Genomic DNA, 16,485 nt, shown 5'->3' on the forward strand with positions numbered 1-16,485 from the left:
ATATCACCCTCCATACGTCCGGAGACGTTCACTTAACTTTAGATTTTCCCGGTAATCGACCGGACAGTCAATCAAAACGGGTCCATCACTTGCAAATGCTTGGTCAAGACAATGTGCGAGGGAGCCATGTTCACCGACACGGAGACCGAGTGCGCCGAAAGCATGAGCCAGTTGAACGAGGTCTGGATTGTCAAACGTGATGTAGGACGACCGCCCATACGCTTGTTGTTGTTTCCATTCAATCAGTCCATAGGTACCGTCACGCCAAATCAACACGACAAGTGGAAGCTTCAAACGAACGGCGGTCTCGAGATCCTGACCATTCATCAAAAAGGCACCATCTCCAGCGGCACAGACGATTCGCCGGTCCGGATACAATAGTTTGGCTGCGAGCGCACTCGATAAACCATAGCCCATCGAAGCAAATCCGTTGGAAATGAATAACTGATCCGGACGTGTCGTTTGATAATGGCGTGCGAGCCAGACTTTGTGTGCACCGACGTCCGAGAAGACCATGCCATCCTCCCCGACGGTTCGTTCGAGTTCACGAACGATACTTTGAGGATGTAAAGGCAAGGCAAGCGAGTACGTTTCTTGAATCTCGTTGCGTAATTTATCGCGATCTTGTTGCCAGTCGTTCCACGCACGCTCGGGCAGTAAAGGAGTCAATACAGTCAGCATATCGACGAGTGGTCCGACTACGTTCGCGACGACCGGATAATAGGCATCGATTTCGTGAGGATTTGTATCCAAATGGACGATCGGTGTCTTTTTTGGGTTCCATTTTTGTGGAGGTAACTCCGTAATATCGTAGCCCACCGTAATGATGAGGTCACTCGCATCGAGAATCCGCTGGTTGTAATCGACGTCTGGTAAACCGATCGTGTGTGCAGCGAGCGGATGGTGTGAAGAAATCGCTCCTTTTCCCATCATCGTCTCGACGACGGGAGCTTGGAGCTTTTCGACGAATGCTCGAAACGCATCGAGTGCTTGCTGCCGGTGGATGCCAAATCCAGCAATGATGACCGGACGTTTTGCTCGTTCGATCAGACGTAAGGCATCGGGATCATCAATCGTCAGGGAATGGAGATGTGTTGGCGTGCTATCTTGTTGCAAGGGTGTCGCTGCTTGATCACGTTCTTGTTTTGCGATGTCTTCTGGAAAAGAGATATGGGTTGCCCCTGGTTTTTCGCTTTTTGCTGTCGCAAAGGCACGTCGAACGATTTCTGGAATGACCTCCGCTGACAGAACGGACGTACTGGACTTCGTGACCGGACGATAGAGGTCTACGAGATCAAACATTTGATGCGATGCTTTGTGTTGCCGTGCTGTCGCTCCTTGACCAGTGATCGCGACGACAGGGGAATGATCCATCGTCGCACTTGCAATACCGGTCATCATATTGGTCGCACCGGGACCAAGTGTCGATAGGCAGACACCCGGTCGTCCACTCAGGCGACCGAACATCGCTGCCATGAAAGCGGCGTTCGTTTCGTGACGCGTCGTGATGAAGGTGATCGACGAACGACTGAATGATTCGAGTAATGTGATGTTTTCCTCACCGGGAACACCAAAGATATGCGTGACGCCCTCTGCCTCTAAACATTGGACGAACCAATCCGCCGCGTTCACGCTAGTCCACCGATTGAAATGTACTTCGTCTCGAGATACGCTTCGAGTCCTTCACTACCACCTTCGCGTCCGAGACCGGATTGTTTCATTCCACCAAATGGTGCTTGCGCAGCAGAAGGAACGCCATCATTCCAGCCGACGATTCCATAATCAAGCCCCTCGATTGCACGAATGGCACGCGCGTAATCCTTTGTAAAGACGTACGAAGCGAGACCGAATGGTGTCTGGTTGGCGTAACGAACCGCTTCCTCATCAGAACTGACACGCTGGACGGGAGCAACAGGTCCGAACGTCTCCTCGTTCATGATCAGCATGCCGGGTTTTACGTCCGCGAGAACGGTTGCTTCATAATAATAGACATCGTTCTCCTCATCCGTCGTTCCTGTTCCGCCCGTGACGACTCGTGCACCAGCGGATGTCGCATCATCGACATGTTTTTTGACTTTATCGTAACCCGCTTTATTGATCATCGGTCCAATCTTCGTCTCAGCATCAAGACCATTTCCGGTCTTCAGCTTCGCTGTCTCTTGCCCGAGTTTTTCAACGAACGCGTCATAGATCGAGTCGGATACGTAAATCCGGTTTCCGCAGACGCACGTTTGACCGCCATTACGGAATTTCGACTTAATCGTCTCAGCGACAGCTAAATCAAGGTCACAGTCATCAAAGACGAGAATCGGTGCATGTCCGCCGAGTTCAAGCGACATCGCCTTGATCGTCTCTGCTCCCTGAGCCATCAGCGTCCGTCCGACTTCGGTTGAACCAGTGAAGGTGATCTTATCGACATGCGGATGTGTCGCGAGTGATTCACCGAGTGCTTTCCCGCTCCCTGTAACGGCATTGACGACGCCTTCTGGAATCCCGACTTCCTGACAGAGTTCAAGAAGACGAAGCGCGGTAAGCGGAGTCGCTGTTGGTGGTTTGATGACGAACGTACATCCGGCGACGAGTGCCGGAGCAAGCTTTCGGGTAATCATGGCAGCCGGGAAGTTCCATGGTGTGATCGCAGCAACGACACCGACCGGCTGTTTGATGACTTGAAGTCGTTTAGAAGCATCATGTGTTGGAATGACACGTCCATAAGCGCGTTTTCCTTCCTCTGCAAACCATTTGACGAAGTTTGCGGCATACTGCACTTCACCTTCTGACTCAGCGAGCGGTTTCCCCATTTCAAGCGTCATCAGGCGAGCCAGTTCATCTTTTTTCTCAATCATCTTCGCATATAACTTCTCGAGAAGTTCGGCACGTTCGTAGACTGTCCGTTTCGACCAATCAGGAAATGCCTTCCGTGCTGCTTCTACTGCGTCGTTGACGTCTGATTTTGTTCCGTTTGGTACACTACCGACGACTTCTCCAGTAGCTGGATTCGTAACATCCGTCCGTTCTCGTCCATGATCTAGCCATTGTCCACCAATAAAGAATTGTCCCTTCATCTTGAAAATCCCCCTTTTTTACATGCATTGGTAAGGGTATACCCGAACGAAGAAAAAAAGATTCACTTTCGGAAGGAAAGGTTATGCAAAAGGGTAGAAATCGACCGATAAACAGTGTAGGATAATTCAGTAAATGTAATGTAAAACAACCTGAAATATTCAGTGTGAACGAAGAGTGACAACCGTTGATGTGAAATGGTGGAATCACCCCCGAAACATTGACTTTAAAAGTGGATTTGATAAGATGAAGGTAGAGGAATTGCGCAATCGGTTGCGCTATGTGTATAGAAGTTCAATAACTGATGAAAACAACACCCCAAAGACTGACCTACGAGAGGATTCACGACACATGACACAAATGATACCGCGCCCTGAAACGGCCCAACAAACAATTACACGAGCTTGGTGGAAAGAAGCAGTTGCTTACCAAATCTATCCACGCAGCTTTTACGATGCAAACAACGATGGAATCGGCGATATTCCGGGTATCATCGCAAAATTGGATTATTTGAAGGATCTTGGCGTCGACGTTCTTTGGATTTGCCCGATGTTCAAGTCACCGAACGACGATAACGGATATGACATTAGTGATTATGAAGACATCATGGATGAGTTCGGTACGATGACGGACTTCGATCTCTTGATGGAAGAAGCGCATAAGCGCGACATCAAGGTCTTGCTTGATCTCGTCGTTAACCACACATCGGATGAACACCCGTGGTTCCTTGAATCACGTTCGTCGAAAGACAATGAGAAACGCGATTGGTACATCTGGAAAGATGCGGTCAATGGTGGAGAACCGAACAACTGGGAAAGTATTTTCGGTGGATCAGCATGGGAATATGATGAAAAGACAGAGCAGTACTTCCTGCACGTCTTCTCTCGTCGTCAACCAGACTTGAACTGGCAAAACCGCGACATGCGTCAAGCGGTCTATACGATGATCAACTGGTGGCTCGATAAAGGTATCGACGGTTTCCGAATCGATGCGATCAGTCACATCAACAAGGATCAATCATTCGCTGATCTCCCGAATCCGCTCGGTATGCCGTATGTCCCTTCATTCGATATGCATATGAACGTCGAAGGCATCCATGCGTATCTCGAAGAGTTGAAGGATGAGACGTTCTCGAAATACGATATCATGACAGTCGGAGAAGCAAACGGCGTCACACCGGAAGAAGCGGATCTCTGGGTCGGGGAAGAGAACGGTAAGATGAACATGGTCTTCCAGTTCGAGCACATGGATCTCTGGCGTGCCGATGCGGAAAAAGGCGTCGACGTCGTCAAACTGAAACAAGTGCTGACGAAATGGCAAAAAGGACTTGAAGCAACAGGTTGGAATGCCTTGTACCTCGAAAACCATGATAAGGTTCGTTCGGTCTCTCTTTGGGGTGACGAGGAACAGTACTGGAAAGAGAGCGCGAAGTCGCTTGCGATGATGTATTTCTTCATGCAAGGCACACCGTTCATCTATCAAGGACAAGAGATCGGGATGACGAACGTTCAATTCCCGGACATCTCGGATTATGATGATGTCGCGACGAAAAACATGTACGACATGCAACTTGCTTCTGGGAAAACACATGAGGAAATCATGGAAGTCATCTGGAACTCGTCCCGTGATAACTCACGCACACCAATGCAGTGGACAAATGAGCAAAACGGTGGCTTCTCGAATCAATCTCCATGGTTTGGTGTCAACCCGAACTACGCGGATATCAACGTCGCGTCGCAAGAACAAGATGAAGATTCGATCTTGAACTTCTACAAACGAATGATCCAAATCCGCAAGATGGAAGAGACGTTGATTTACGGCGCGTACGATCTCATCTTACCGGAAGACACGAAAGTCTACGCGTATACACGGACGCTTGGTGACGAACAATTCTTGATCGTTACGAACTTAAAAGGCGAAACAGCAGAAATCGATACGGACATCATCTTGCACTCGGACAATATGTTGCTTGGCAACTATCCGACGATGCACCACGAAGGAACAGAACTCGTCCTTCGTCCATTCGAAGCTCGTCTGTACCGTGTGCGCTAATATGTTTTGAACGGATTCGAAGTACATCGAATCCGTTTGAGACTGAAGATAAGTGCAATTGTTCTCTAACGAGAAGGATTGCGCTTTTTTTTGTTCGTCTCGCATCGTTTTCCTGGGACAAGCATCGCGCCGCTTCGATTCGCTGCAGGGTCGCTCTTGCTTGTTTTTCCCTAGGAAGCGATGTCGAGTGAACAAAACGCTTTTCTGATTCTCCTTCCGGGTATAAAGAAAATGACACGTTACACGCCACTCCTACAGGAAAAAGCGCAATTTTGCGCTGTCAGAGACAAACAAGACCCGTTTTCCTGCTCGAATGGAGCGGGAAAACGGGCTTGTGTCTCGCCTGAGGAAAGGGCGTGAAAAGGTGCGTCATTTTTTGAGTCAGTCCATTTGTCTACAATCTGGAACGGATTCGACGTACATCGGATCCGTTTTTTTCCTGCATGTAAGCAGAAGGTGCATCAGACGAAAAAATCGTGTACGCTAAACGATGAGGTGATAGAAGTGAAACCAGTAAAGTACCCGGTGTCATTACGACAGGTGACGACGATCGAAGATGGTCCGATGCATGAATCGGTCGAACTTGAGGCAGACGGCACGTTGTTCGAAACAAAAGACGGTTTTGCCGTGAAGTTCGTTCAGCCGGATGAACAACCGATCGATACGACGATCAAATGGTCAAAAGACCAGATCGCTTTGAATCGCAAAGGTCCTGTTGCGATGCATCACGTCTTCATTTTAGGAGAGACGACCAAAAGCCAGTATGGTAGTCAATTCGGTCAGATGTTGATGGAAACGGACACGGAGACGATTGATATGAAACGGCAGCAGATGCAGTTTCGCTATACATTAAAGATGAATGGACAAGCAGTCGGTACGTATACGATTGATTTAACTTGGGAACGGAGTGAGACGAATGGCATTTGAACAAACAGTACGTCAAATGGAGCAGATGTTGGAAGAGGAATGGTTTGAGTGGCTCGAGAATGATGAGCCGCGCTACAACGAATGGCGCGATCAACTCGAAGGACTCGCAGAACAGGTCATCACGGAATACAATCCGAAGGTCGATCCAGAGTCCATCGATACGTTACTTTTAATCAATGAAGAATTACCGGTCTTATACGGCGAAGATACCGTCATGCTGTATACAGCGCTCTTGAAAGCACGTCAGGAAGACGATCAAGTATACGAGCGTTACTTGACGATCCTTGGTGCGTTCGCGGACGAACAGCACCCAGCAATCCGTGAAGTCGAAAAATTAGTCGCGAAAAAGGACTATAAAAATGCCTTCGCACGTGCAGTTCGTCTGCCACAATCGCTCGGTTTAGAATAAACAATCAGGGGACCATCTTGTTCTAGGCAAGGTGGTCTTTTTAGGAGGAAACGTCATGTATCCACTCTATCGAATCATCGTCGCGATCATCCGCAAGGGCGATCAACTGCTCATCGTCAATAATCAATCGGGTCAGGAGAAACGCTGGAGCTTACCCGGTGGACAGATTGAATCTGGAGAGACACTCGAGCAAGCACTTCGTCGCGAGGTGGAAGAAGAAACCGGTTTGACGATCACATCGTCATCGTTTGCTTTCTTAACGGAGAACTTCATGCCGACCTATCAAGCGCACAGCTTCGTGACGTATTTTGATTGCGAAGTGAGTGGTGTACTTGATCCAAATGATCCCGATGAAGAAATCATTGAGACGAAGTGGATCGATCAAACGGAGTTAGCGGAGTACATCACGAGTGAAGACGTCCGTCTTCCGTTATCGGCATATTTAGAAGAACAGCATAAAGGCTATTACATGTTTGAAGAGATGAAGTGGTAACTCGGCTGTCATCGTTTCTTTACATTCTTTAAAGCCGTCTCCATCGTTCATTTACATTCGCTCGGTATGATGAAACCATCATCGTGAACAGGGAGGAAACACAAATGAACAAGAAATGGATGGCGACAGGTATTCTCGGTACAGTGCTTATGACAGGAGTTGCGGGCTATACATATGAATCGGCTCAACCGGTCGAGGCCAAACAAAACACGAAACAAGCGAAGGTTAAAAATGTCATCTTCATGATTCCGGACGGTTATTCGGCTGCCTATGCAACGAATTATCGCTGGTATCAAGGAGGCGAGGAGACGGAACTCGACGGTCACTTAAAAGGAATGATGCGGACGTATTCGGCAAACACGAAAGTGACCGATTCAGCAGCTGCCGGAACGGCGATGGCAACAGGAACAAAAACAAACAACGGAACAATCGGTATGGATCCAAGTGGAAAAGAAGTAGCGTCTATTCTTGATCGAGCGGATCAGGCCGGCAAAGCAACAGGACTTGTCTCGACATCAGCCATCACCCATGCGACACCAGCTGTTTTTGCATCGCACGTCGCAACGCGTGCGAATGAAGCGGACATCGCGAAACAATACATGGATGAAATGAAAGTCGACGTCTTACTGGGTGGCGGTCAGAAGTTCTTTTTTGATCAAAAGAATGGTGGCGTTCAAGAGGCTGGTAATCTAGTGAAGAAAGCAGAACGAGCAGGATACCAGTATGCGGATTCACTCGAAAGTCTGAATGAGACGGATGGTCGTAAAGTTCTTGGATTGTTTGCAGAAGAAGGAATGGCACCAGAACTGGACCGGGAAAACACGAATCAACCGAGTCTTGCGACGATGACGTCGAAAGCCTTGCAAACATTGAAGAAAGATCGCGATGGCTTCTTCTTGATGGTAGAAGGAAGTCAGATCGACTGGGCGGGTCATGCGCATGATGCTGCTTGGGCGATGAAGGATGCAGAAGCGTTCCACCAGGCAGTCGAAAAAGTGCTTCGTTTTGCAGCAAAAGATAAACACACATTGGTCGTCGTCGCCGGTGACCATGATACAGGTGGTATGTCCGTCGGTGGATACGATGAGTACGTAGCGAAACCAGAAGTCTTGAAAAACGTCAAGGCGACGGGGGATGAGATGGTTCGTCAGTTCAACGACGACTTATCGAACATCGCAACTGTCGTCAAACGAGAAACGACGTTTGATTTGACGGCTGAAGAAATTCAGACGTTGCAAAAAGTAGATGCGAAGAAACGCGTCATGACATTGAATGAGATGATCAGTAAACGAGCGTATGTCGGCTGGACGACTGCCGTGCATACAGGTGTTGACGTTCCGCTCTACGCGTACGGTCCACAAAGCGAACAGTTCAGTGGGTTGCATGAAAATACGGACATCCCTGGTCTGATGGCCAATGCAATGAAATTAAAAAAATGACGTATTGGACGTGATTAAATCAAGCGGTGGATCATCCACCGCTTGATTTTTTTTTGAGTACGTATCTGCTTGTGTGACGCAGTAAAAACTAAATGAAAAAAATGAATGAATAGCCATTCATTATATGCTATACTCATTTCAACACAACTGCTTTAGGGGGAAAGGGGTTTGTTCGAACATGAATACGTTTTTACTCATTAACTGGATTGCCTTCCTACTCGTCATCGGCTATGCAGGCTATCTGTTCACGTCACTCGTCAAAAGTCGTTATGCCGCTATTAAACGGGGGAAAAAGGCGGAATGGACACTGACGAACAAAGAACGACTAGACGCAGTCTTAGTCAATGTCTTCGGTCAAAAGAAATTATTAAAGGACAAGAAAAGTGGCGCCATCCACGTCATGATGTTCTATGGCTTCTTACTCGTTCAATTCGGAGCGATCGATTTTATCTGGAAAGGACTCGCCGTCGGTCAGCGTTTCCCGCACGTCCCACTCGGTCCGCTCTATCCGATTTTTACATTCTTCCAAGAAATCGTCATGCTCGTCATCTTGATTGCCGTCGTTTGGGGATTTTATCGCCGGTACGTCGAGAAACTCGTTCGTTTGAAACGAAACTTCATGGCAGGTCTTGCGTTGATCTTCATCGGTGGTTTGATGGTCGCCGTCCTGTTCGGAAATGGATTCTTCCTTGTCTATGAGAATCATTCGACGCTCGGTGAACCGGTTGCTTCAAGCATCGCGTTCTTATTCAGTTGGGTGCCGGAGTCAATTGCGTTCGGACTATTCGTTTTCTTCTGGTGGGCGCATTTACTGTTCTTACTTAGCTTCATGGTCTATATCCCGCAAGGTAAACATGCGCACTTGATTGCCGGCACAGCAAACGTCTGGCTCGGTCGAACATCGAAAGTCGGGCGTTTGGCACCGATCGATCTATCGGTCATGGAAGAGGCAGAAGACGACGAAGCGGAATTTAGCTTCGGGGTCAACCGAATCGAAGATTTCAATCAGAAACAGCTCGTTGATCTATATGCCTGCGTCGAGTGTGGACGCTGTACGAACATGTGCCCAGCGAGTGGAACGGGAAAGATGTTGTCGCCGATGGATTTGATCGTTAAATTACGGGACCATCTCAACATGAAAACGGCAGCCATCACACAGCGCTCGCCATGGGCACCTGCCTTTGCGTTCGAAGGATCGCAAGGCAACCAAATCGCTTCACTGGCAGCAGCCGGACAGATGGATATCGTTCCAGATTCATTGATTGGGAACGTCATTACAGAAGAAGAGATCTGGGCGTGTACGACGTGTCGGAACTGTGAAGATCAGTGTCCGGTCATGAACGAACATGTCGATAAGATCATCGACCTCCGTCGTCATCTCGTCATGATGGAAGGCAAGATGGATCCGGAGATGCAACGGACGATGGCAAACATCGAACGTCAAGGTAATCCATGGGGGATGAACCGGAAAGAACGCGAAAACTGGCGGAAAAACCGTGATGAACTCGTCGTTCCGACAGCAAAGGAGAAGAAAAAAGCGGGCGAAGACTTCGAGTATCTGTTCTGGGTTGGTGCGATGGGATCGTACGATAACCGAAGTCAAAAAATCGCGATGGCGTTTGCACGTATTCTAAATGAGGCAGACATCTCGTTTGCGATTCTCGGAAACGATGAGAAAAACTCAGGGGATACACCGCGCCGGATCGGGAACGAAGTCTTGTTCCAGGAACTCGCGGAAGCCAACATCAAATCATTTGAGAAATACGGCGTTAAAAAGATCGTCACGATTGATCCGCACGCCTACAATACATTTAAAAACGAGTATCCTGACTTCGGACTGAGTCCGGACGTTGAAGTCTATCACCATACCGAATTGCTCGCACGACTGATTGACGAAAAACGGATCATACCGCTCCATGAAGTCAAGGAGCGTGTCGTCTATCACGATTCATGTTATCTTGGTCGCTACAATGATATTTACGACGCACCACGCTATATTCTTGAGAAGATTCCAGGAATCACGCTCGTCGAGACGGAACGCAACCGGGAAAAAGGGATGTGTTGCGGTGCTGGTGGCGGGATGATGTGGCAAGAAGAAAAAGTCGGCGCACGCGTCAACGTCGCACGGACGGAACAATTGTTGACGGTCCAACCGTCTGTCATTGGGTCAGCATGTCCGTACTGTCTGACGATGCTCAGTGACGGCACAAAGGCGAAGGAAGTCGACGAGGCGGTTGCTACGTACGATGTCGTCGAATTACTGGAACGCTCGATTGTCGGTGTACCAGTCGAAGAACCTGTCGTAACCGTATGAAAAAGTGGGATGAAACGATTATTCTCGTGCGAACGAGAGTAGTCGTTTTTTTCTCTGAAAAAGCGCGACGTTTTACTGTATGGTTTTGACGTGATAAGATAAAAGAACTAGCTATGGAAAGGAGGTGAGAATCTTTTGGGAAGGCGTTACTTCGAATCGGTCAGGTCGCGGAGACCACCGGCTTATCAAAACGAACGATCGATTACTACACATCACTCGGTCTATTAACACCAGAGCGCACCGCGTCTGGCTACCGTCTGTATGACGAATCGGTCATTCATCAAATCGAAAAGATTGAATATTTGAAGTCTCAACGGCTTTCCCTGCAAGAGATTCTTGCTTCTTTTACGGAACGGGAACAAAAAACAGGGGAGACGATTTATCAGGAAGTGAAACAACTTCAGGCGACGGTTGAAGGACTCGAGCAGCGTTTGTTGTATTCGACGGACGTCGAAAAACAAGCGATCCGCTTAGAACTGTCCCGGCGTCTAACATTGATTGCTTCCTTGATTGCACAGCTTTAATACAAAACAATGGAGGTGACCCCTGTTTAGGGGATTTTGGATACTATATTATTCATCAATTTATTTTTAGTGGTCTTGTTGATTGCGTTGACGGCGTTTTTCGTCGGATCGGAATTTGCTGTCGTTAAGGTTCGCATGTCGCGTTTGGATCAAATGATTCAAGAAGGGAACAAAAGTGCCGTCCTTGCGAAAAAAATCGCGGGCGATCTCGATTACTACTTGTCTGCCTGTCAGCTTGGTATCACGGTCACGGCACTTGGTCTTGGGGCACTTGGTGAACCAACCGTCGAAAAGATCTTGCACCCTGTCTTCGACGACTTCGGGATCTCTGCTGCTGTTTCGACACTCTTGTCGTTTGGTATCGCATTCGTATCCGTAACGTTCTTACACGTCGTCATCGGTGAACTCGCTCCGAAGACGCTTGCGATTCAGTATGCAGAACGCATGACATTGTTGTTCGCCCGTCCACTTTATGTGTTCGGTAAAATCATGTACCCATTCATTTGGTTACTCAACGGTTCAGCGCGCTTATTCCTCGGTCTGTTCGGTGTCAAACCAGCAGGGCACGAACAAGCCCACTCGGAAGATGAATTGAAAATCATCATGGCGCAAAGTTTCCAAAGTGGTGAGATCAACCAAACGGAACTTGCCCTCATGCAAAATGTTTTTGCGTTTGATGAACACATCGTCAAAGACTTGATGGTACCGCGAATGCGGATGGAGACGATCTCGGAACGTTTGACGAAGGATGAACTGATGGAAATCTTCATGGATAATCCGTACACGCGTTATCCGGTTACAGAAGAAAATGATAAAGACCGGATTCTCGGATACGTCAACGTCAAGGAAGTCTTGACGGATTATGCGAACGGAAATGAGCATCCGGTGACACATTATCTGAAGGATTTACCGGTTGTTTCGGAAGTAACGTCGCTTCAAGAGACACTTCGCAAGATGAAACGGACCCGGACCCATCTCGTTCTCGTCGTCGACGAATACGGTGGAACGGCAGGTCTCGTCTCGATGGAAGACTTACTCGAAGAAATCGTCGGTGAAATCCGTGATGAATTCGACGCAGATGAAGTCGAAGAAATCGAACAGGTCAAATCGGACGAGTTCCTACTCGACGGTACAGTCTTGCTCGCTGACTTGGAAGAACGATTCAATATTCGTTTTACGAATGTCGAAGATGTTGATACGATCGGTGGCTGGATTCAGATGCATAACATTGATCTTCAGCCAGGTGAGCATATCGACACACCAGACTTCTCCGTCGAAGTGATGGAGATGGAAAACTATCAAATCAACCGCGTCAAGATTTGGTTGCATCCAGCTGAACAAGCAGAAGCATAAGATGGTCGGTTCCTCATGGAGGAACCGGCTTTTTTTTCATCGCATCAGTCAAAAAATCAAGAATGGACGGATTGTGCGAACTTTCGGTAGTCGTGATAGGAAAATGCAGAGAGGAGCGGGAATGTAATCTAATACGACTTTATTGTTGATTCGCGTCCTATGAAACGAGGAGGTATTCCGTGCTCGAGCAGATCCCATTCTTACTGAGTCGTTTAGGTATGTTAGCACTGTTAGCCTTTTTATTGTCCCAGTGGCGCATTTCCCGATACATATTCAAGATGGACCGCGGAATGAATCTTCCACTGCTCTTTGCATTCGTATCATCCGGTATTTTGATGAACTACGCAGGAATTGAACTTTCGCAAGATACGACGATTGATCCGTTACTCGGATTAGCTGTCGAAAAGGATGCCTTGTTGCTCGATACCCGACTCGCTGTCATCGTGACGAGCGGATTGATTGGTGGACCAGTGATCGGCGGCATTACGGGATGTTTGGTTGGTTTACACCGCTACGTACTCGGTTCGTTAGGGGCAGAAGCCGGTTGGATCATCGCCATGCTCGCTGGACTTGCGAGCGGCTGGTATCGAAAACGCTGGCGCTTGCATGATGGTTATGCGCTCGTTCCACCAATCGGTATCGTATTGACGGCATTATTGTTCGAAAGTGGGATTACATTATTACTTGCCCCTGATACAGCGGAGGCACTGGATTTGATGAGTCGTGCCGCTTTTCCGTTACTGTTCGCAAATATATGTGGGGTCGTACTATTCATCATGATCTTACGGACACAACTTCGACTCGAAGGAGCACTCTTCGTCCGCCAAACCGAGCGTTCCGATCGTCTACTGCAAGCATTACAACCCTTACGAAAGCAAGGATTGACTTCGGAAGTCGCGCGGCAAATCGGAGCGACGTTATTGAAGGAGACGAAGATGCAACGGATCGTCGTGCTCGGTGCGACAGAGGTCGTCATCGATATGACGGACCAGCAACCAGCAGTCTGTGGCGAGCAACCGAGACGTGAGGAACAACGATGGATCGAAGCAGAAGAACCCGTCCGACAGGAAGACGAGCAGACGGGACAAATTCTAAGTTTTCATCCGATGCGCATTAACGGTCAAAAAGCAGGTGTCATCTGTTACTTTTCGAAAGACCTATTTGACGACACCGTCGAGCGAATGACGGAACAACTCGTCCGTTTATTAGCACGAGAGCTGCATATGCATCGAGAAGATCAGTTGCTCCGGTTAAACGGAAGAAAGATGAAACCGATGTTACACGTCAGCTATCTGAAAGGGATCATCGAAGAAATCCAGCGGACAGCTGATCCGGGAACTCCTGTGAAACATCAACTGAATGCGCTGCTTCAACTGTTGACGACAGCGACGCGGCATGATGAACATCCACTACGCGAGGAACTGGCGACCTTGAAGGCCTATTTATCACTAGAAGGAACACGACGTCGCCCGAATCAACTGACCTCCGCTGATATCACGGTTGATCTTGATATCGAGACCGCTGTTGAAGAATACTTCGTGTTTCCATTCCTTGTGACACAGCTCGTCGATAATGCACTACGTCATGCATTCGTAAAGGCAGGACGACATCATCGGATTGATGTCCGTGCCTTCAAGACGACGACAGACTGGGTCATCGAAGTCACGGATAATGGACAGGGGATGCCGCTTGCCGTGATGCAACAACTGAATCAACAGGAAACGGGGGATTCGAATCTGTTCCTGATTCGACGCGCATTAGACGTGACATACGGTCCGACTGCAACATTACACGTCCACTCGATCATCCATCAAGGGGCTCGGATCGAAGTGCGATTACCACTTCCGTCTCTGTAACAACAATGGTCTTTTGCCATTGTTGTTTTTTTGTCTCGTTCCGAGGGTAAATACGAAAACAGGAAAATGTATCGTACAGGAGGAAACAGATGATGATTACGACAACAGAAGTAGGGCAACTAGGTGATCAGTCCTTGTTACGATTCACGTTAGAGAATATGCATGGACATAGTATCGATATCTTGAACCGAGGCGCAAAAATTCTTGCCATCCGAGTTCCGGATCAATATGGAATGATCGAAAATGTCGTACTCGCGTTTGACGATCTATCAGAATACCAAGATGATCCGCATCACTTAGGCGCAACGATCGGGCGGGTCGGAGGGCGAATCGCAAACGGCGCGTTTGCGCTAGAAGGAATGACGTATGTACTCGAACAAAATGAGGGCGAGCATCACCTCCATGGAGGAAGCGAAAACTGGGCGAACCGGATGTTCACGCACGAAATCAACGATGACAGACTCGTCCTGCGCTTAGATAGTCCAAGCGGTGAGAACGGGTATCCCGGTCACTTGTCGTTCACACTGACCTTCGAATGGACTGACGAGAACGTCCTGCATATCCATTATGAAGCGGAGACGACAGCTTCGACACCATTCAGTCCGACGAATCATACGTACTTTAATTTGACGGGTGAGGCAAAAACGACGATCGAACAGCATCTGTTACGAATGGATGCACCTTTTTATGTTCCGTTGACAAAAGATGCGGTACCGACCGGTGATATTCTCCCTGTGGCAGGAACTGTCTTTGATTTTTCGGAAGCGCGTTCGCTACACGAAGTGACACACGCACCAGACGAACAACTCCGGCAAGCAGGTAGTGGGGTTGATCATCCCTTCCTGCTCAGAGATGGTGGGGAAATCGTTCTCGACGAACCAATCAGTGGTCGACGATTACGGGTCGTGACCGATCAACCGGGAGTCGTCGTCTATACCGCCAATCACTTGTCAGGCGAGTTTACGATTTGTGGAAGACGAGCAACCCCATACCTCGGAATCTGTTTTGAGACACAGGGATTACCAGATGCGATCAACCAACCGAATTTTCCTTCCGTCGTCTTGCATGCCGACGAGCACTATCATAAGCGTACATCGTTTCATTTTCAGATGATGTCATGACGTTTCTTGCGATTTCCACTTCTGTATATGGTAGGATAAAGCGAGAAGAATCTAACGGAGGCTAAGGAAAATGACTAAAATAGCATGGGTGACCGATAGTATGGCCTATTTCACGAAGGAAGAGGCAGAAGCGATCGGCGTCAATGTCGTACCGATTCAAATCTTACTCGGTGATACGGCGTATCAAGAGAATGCGATCACGGTCGAGCGACTATTCCGTGCGCTTGATGCGGATAAGAAACTGATTGCCAAAACATCACAACCAATCTTTGGGGAGTTCGTTGGAACATATGAACGTCTGAAAGAAGAAGGTTATGACTGTGCCATTGCAGTGCACTGTACGAATGGGCTCTCAAGTACCGTCCAAAGTTCAGCATCAGCAGCGGAAGCAGCCAGTTTCCCGGTTCATATCATCGACTCGCATACAGCGTTTGAGAACCAACAAGAGTTCATTCGTTACGGGATGGAGCTCGCGGCACAGGGGAAATCCGTCGAGGAAATCGTCGCAGCCTTACAAGCGTTGACGAAAAAGACCCATTTCTATATGATCGTCGGTAATATGGAAACGATGCGCCGGGGTGGACGTGTCTCATCCGGTGACTTGTTCCTTGCGAACCTACTCAGCATCAAACCAATCATCACGACGGATGAAGCAGGAAAAATCGTACCATTCAAAAAAGCACGTTCTTTAAAGAAAGCTTACATCGAAATGGTTAAACAAATCGATGAATCGATGCGTCAGCACACGTTCTATAAGAACCGGATTTATGTCGCGACGACGATGGCACCGGAAATGGCAGCGGAACTGCGGCAGCAAGTCGCAGCGAAGTTCCCGGATTTGACGATTCTCGAGGGCACGTTCGGACCAGCAATCGGGACGCATGCCGGAGCAGAGACGGTTGGTCTATTCTGGATGAATGATTAAACTGAAACG

The 16,485-nt window shown here is 48.3% G+C and carries 13 protein-coding genes; 11 read left to right on the forward strand and 2 right to left on the reverse strand.

Annotation, left to right across the window (positions count from 1 at the left end):
* Positions 1 to 3 precede the first annotated feature (3 nt).
* Both KNQ11_RS12185 and KNQ11_RS12190 read right to left on the reverse strand, forming a co-directional pair.
* Complete coding sequence (locus KNQ11_RS12185; protein ID WP_149426680.1) at positions 4 to 1,632, reverse strand: acetolactate synthase large subunit; 1,629 nt, start codon at positions 1,630 to 1,632, stop codon at positions 4 to 6.
* Positions 1,629 to 3,065, reverse strand: coding sequence for an NAD-dependent succinate-semialdehyde dehydrogenase (locus KNQ11_RS12190; protein ID WP_023466816.1), 1,437 nt, complete (start codon positions 3,063 to 3,065; stop codon positions 1,629 to 1,631). Before KNQ11_RS12190 ends, KNQ11_RS12185 begins: the two co-directional genes overlap by 4 nt.
* Positions 3,066 to 3,456: 391 nt before the next feature.
* Between KNQ11_RS12190 and KNQ11_RS12195 the strand changes: the two genes are divergently transcribed.
* From KNQ11_RS12195 to KNQ11_RS12245, 11 genes are all read left to right on the forward strand, one after another.
* The gene (locus KNQ11_RS12195; protein WP_167507599.1) at positions 3,457 to 5,115 is read left to right on the forward strand and encodes a glycoside hydrolase family 13 protein; all 1,659 of its coding nucleotides are present in this window, start codon (positions 3,457 to 3,459) and stop codon (positions 5,113 to 5,115) included.
* Positions 5,116 to 5,619: 504 nt separating this feature from the next.
* Positions 5,620 to 6,042 (forward strand): YwiB family protein, encoded by a 423-nt coding sequence (locus tag KNQ11_RS12200; RefSeq protein WP_244290083.1) that lies wholly within the window; start codon positions 5,620 to 5,622, stop codon positions 6,040 to 6,042.
* On the forward strand, positions 6,032 to 6,451 hold the full coding sequence (locus KNQ11_RS12205; protein WP_050677289.1) for a hypothetical protein: 420 nt from the start codon (positions 6,032 to 6,034) through the stop codon (positions 6,449 to 6,451). The genes KNQ11_RS12200 and KNQ11_RS12205 overlap by 11 nt, the downstream gene beginning before the upstream one ends.
* A 55-nt stretch (positions 6,452 to 6,506) precedes the next feature.
* The gene (locus KNQ11_RS12210) at positions 6,507 to 6,944 is read left to right on the forward strand and encodes an NUDIX domain-containing protein (RefSeq protein ID WP_214772032.1); all 438 of its coding nucleotides are present in this window, start codon (positions 6,507 to 6,509) and stop codon (positions 6,942 to 6,944) included.
* 104 nt (positions 6,945 to 7,048) lie between these two features.
* Positions 7,049 to 8,383 carry an alkaline phosphatase gene (locus KNQ11_RS12215; RefSeq protein ID WP_050677287.1) on the forward strand — a complete coding sequence of 445 codons (1,335 nt, stop codon included), beginning with the start codon at positions 7,049 to 7,051 and terminating at the stop codon, positions 8,381 to 8,383.
* A 178-nt stretch (positions 8,384 to 8,561) separates the two neighbouring features.
* Positions 8,562 to 10,697 (forward strand): (Fe-S)-binding protein, encoded by a 2,136-nt coding sequence (locus KNQ11_RS12220; RefSeq protein WP_149426684.1) that lies wholly within the window; start codon positions 8,562 to 8,564, stop codon positions 10,695 to 10,697.
* Between the two features lie 155 nt (positions 10,698 to 10,852).
* Entirely contained in the window at positions 10,853 to 11,221 is a 369-nt protein-coding gene (locus KNQ11_RS16930; protein ID WP_149426685.1) for a MerR family transcriptional regulator, read from the forward strand.
* Between the two features lie 36 nt (positions 11,222 to 11,257).
* On the forward strand, positions 11,258 to 12,574 hold the full coding sequence (locus KNQ11_RS12230) for a hemolysin family protein (RefSeq protein ID WP_047391857.1): 1,317 nt from the start codon (positions 11,258 to 11,260) through the stop codon (positions 12,572 to 12,574).
* Positions 12,575 to 12,753: 179 nt separating this feature from the next.
* Positions 12,754 to 14,430: a LytS/YhcK type 5TM receptor domain-containing protein gene (locus tag KNQ11_RS12235; RefSeq protein WP_149426686.1), complete on the forward strand. Its 1,677-nt coding sequence runs from the start codon at positions 12,754 to 12,756 to the stop codon at positions 14,428 to 14,430.
* An 89-nt stretch (positions 14,431 to 14,519) separates the two neighbouring features.
* A complete protein-coding gene (locus KNQ11_RS12240) occupies positions 14,520 to 15,551 on the forward strand; it encodes an aldose epimerase family protein (RefSeq protein ID WP_244290085.1) in 1,032 nt (343 codons plus the stop codon).
* Between the two features lie 70 nt (positions 15,552 to 15,621).
* Positions 15,622 to 16,476, forward strand: a complete 855-nt coding sequence (locus tag KNQ11_RS12245) for a DegV family protein (RefSeq protein WP_058265493.1) — start codon at positions 15,622 to 15,624, stop codon at positions 16,474 to 16,476.
* Positions 16,477 to 16,485 lie beyond the last annotated feature (9 nt).

Origin of the sequence: Exiguobacterium sp. s39 (assembly GCF_018618925.1) — a bacterium.
In the GTDB taxonomy this organism is placed as follows: domain Bacteria; phylum Bacillota; class Bacilli; order Exiguobacteriales; family Exiguobacteriaceae; genus Exiguobacterium_A; species Exiguobacterium_A abrahamii.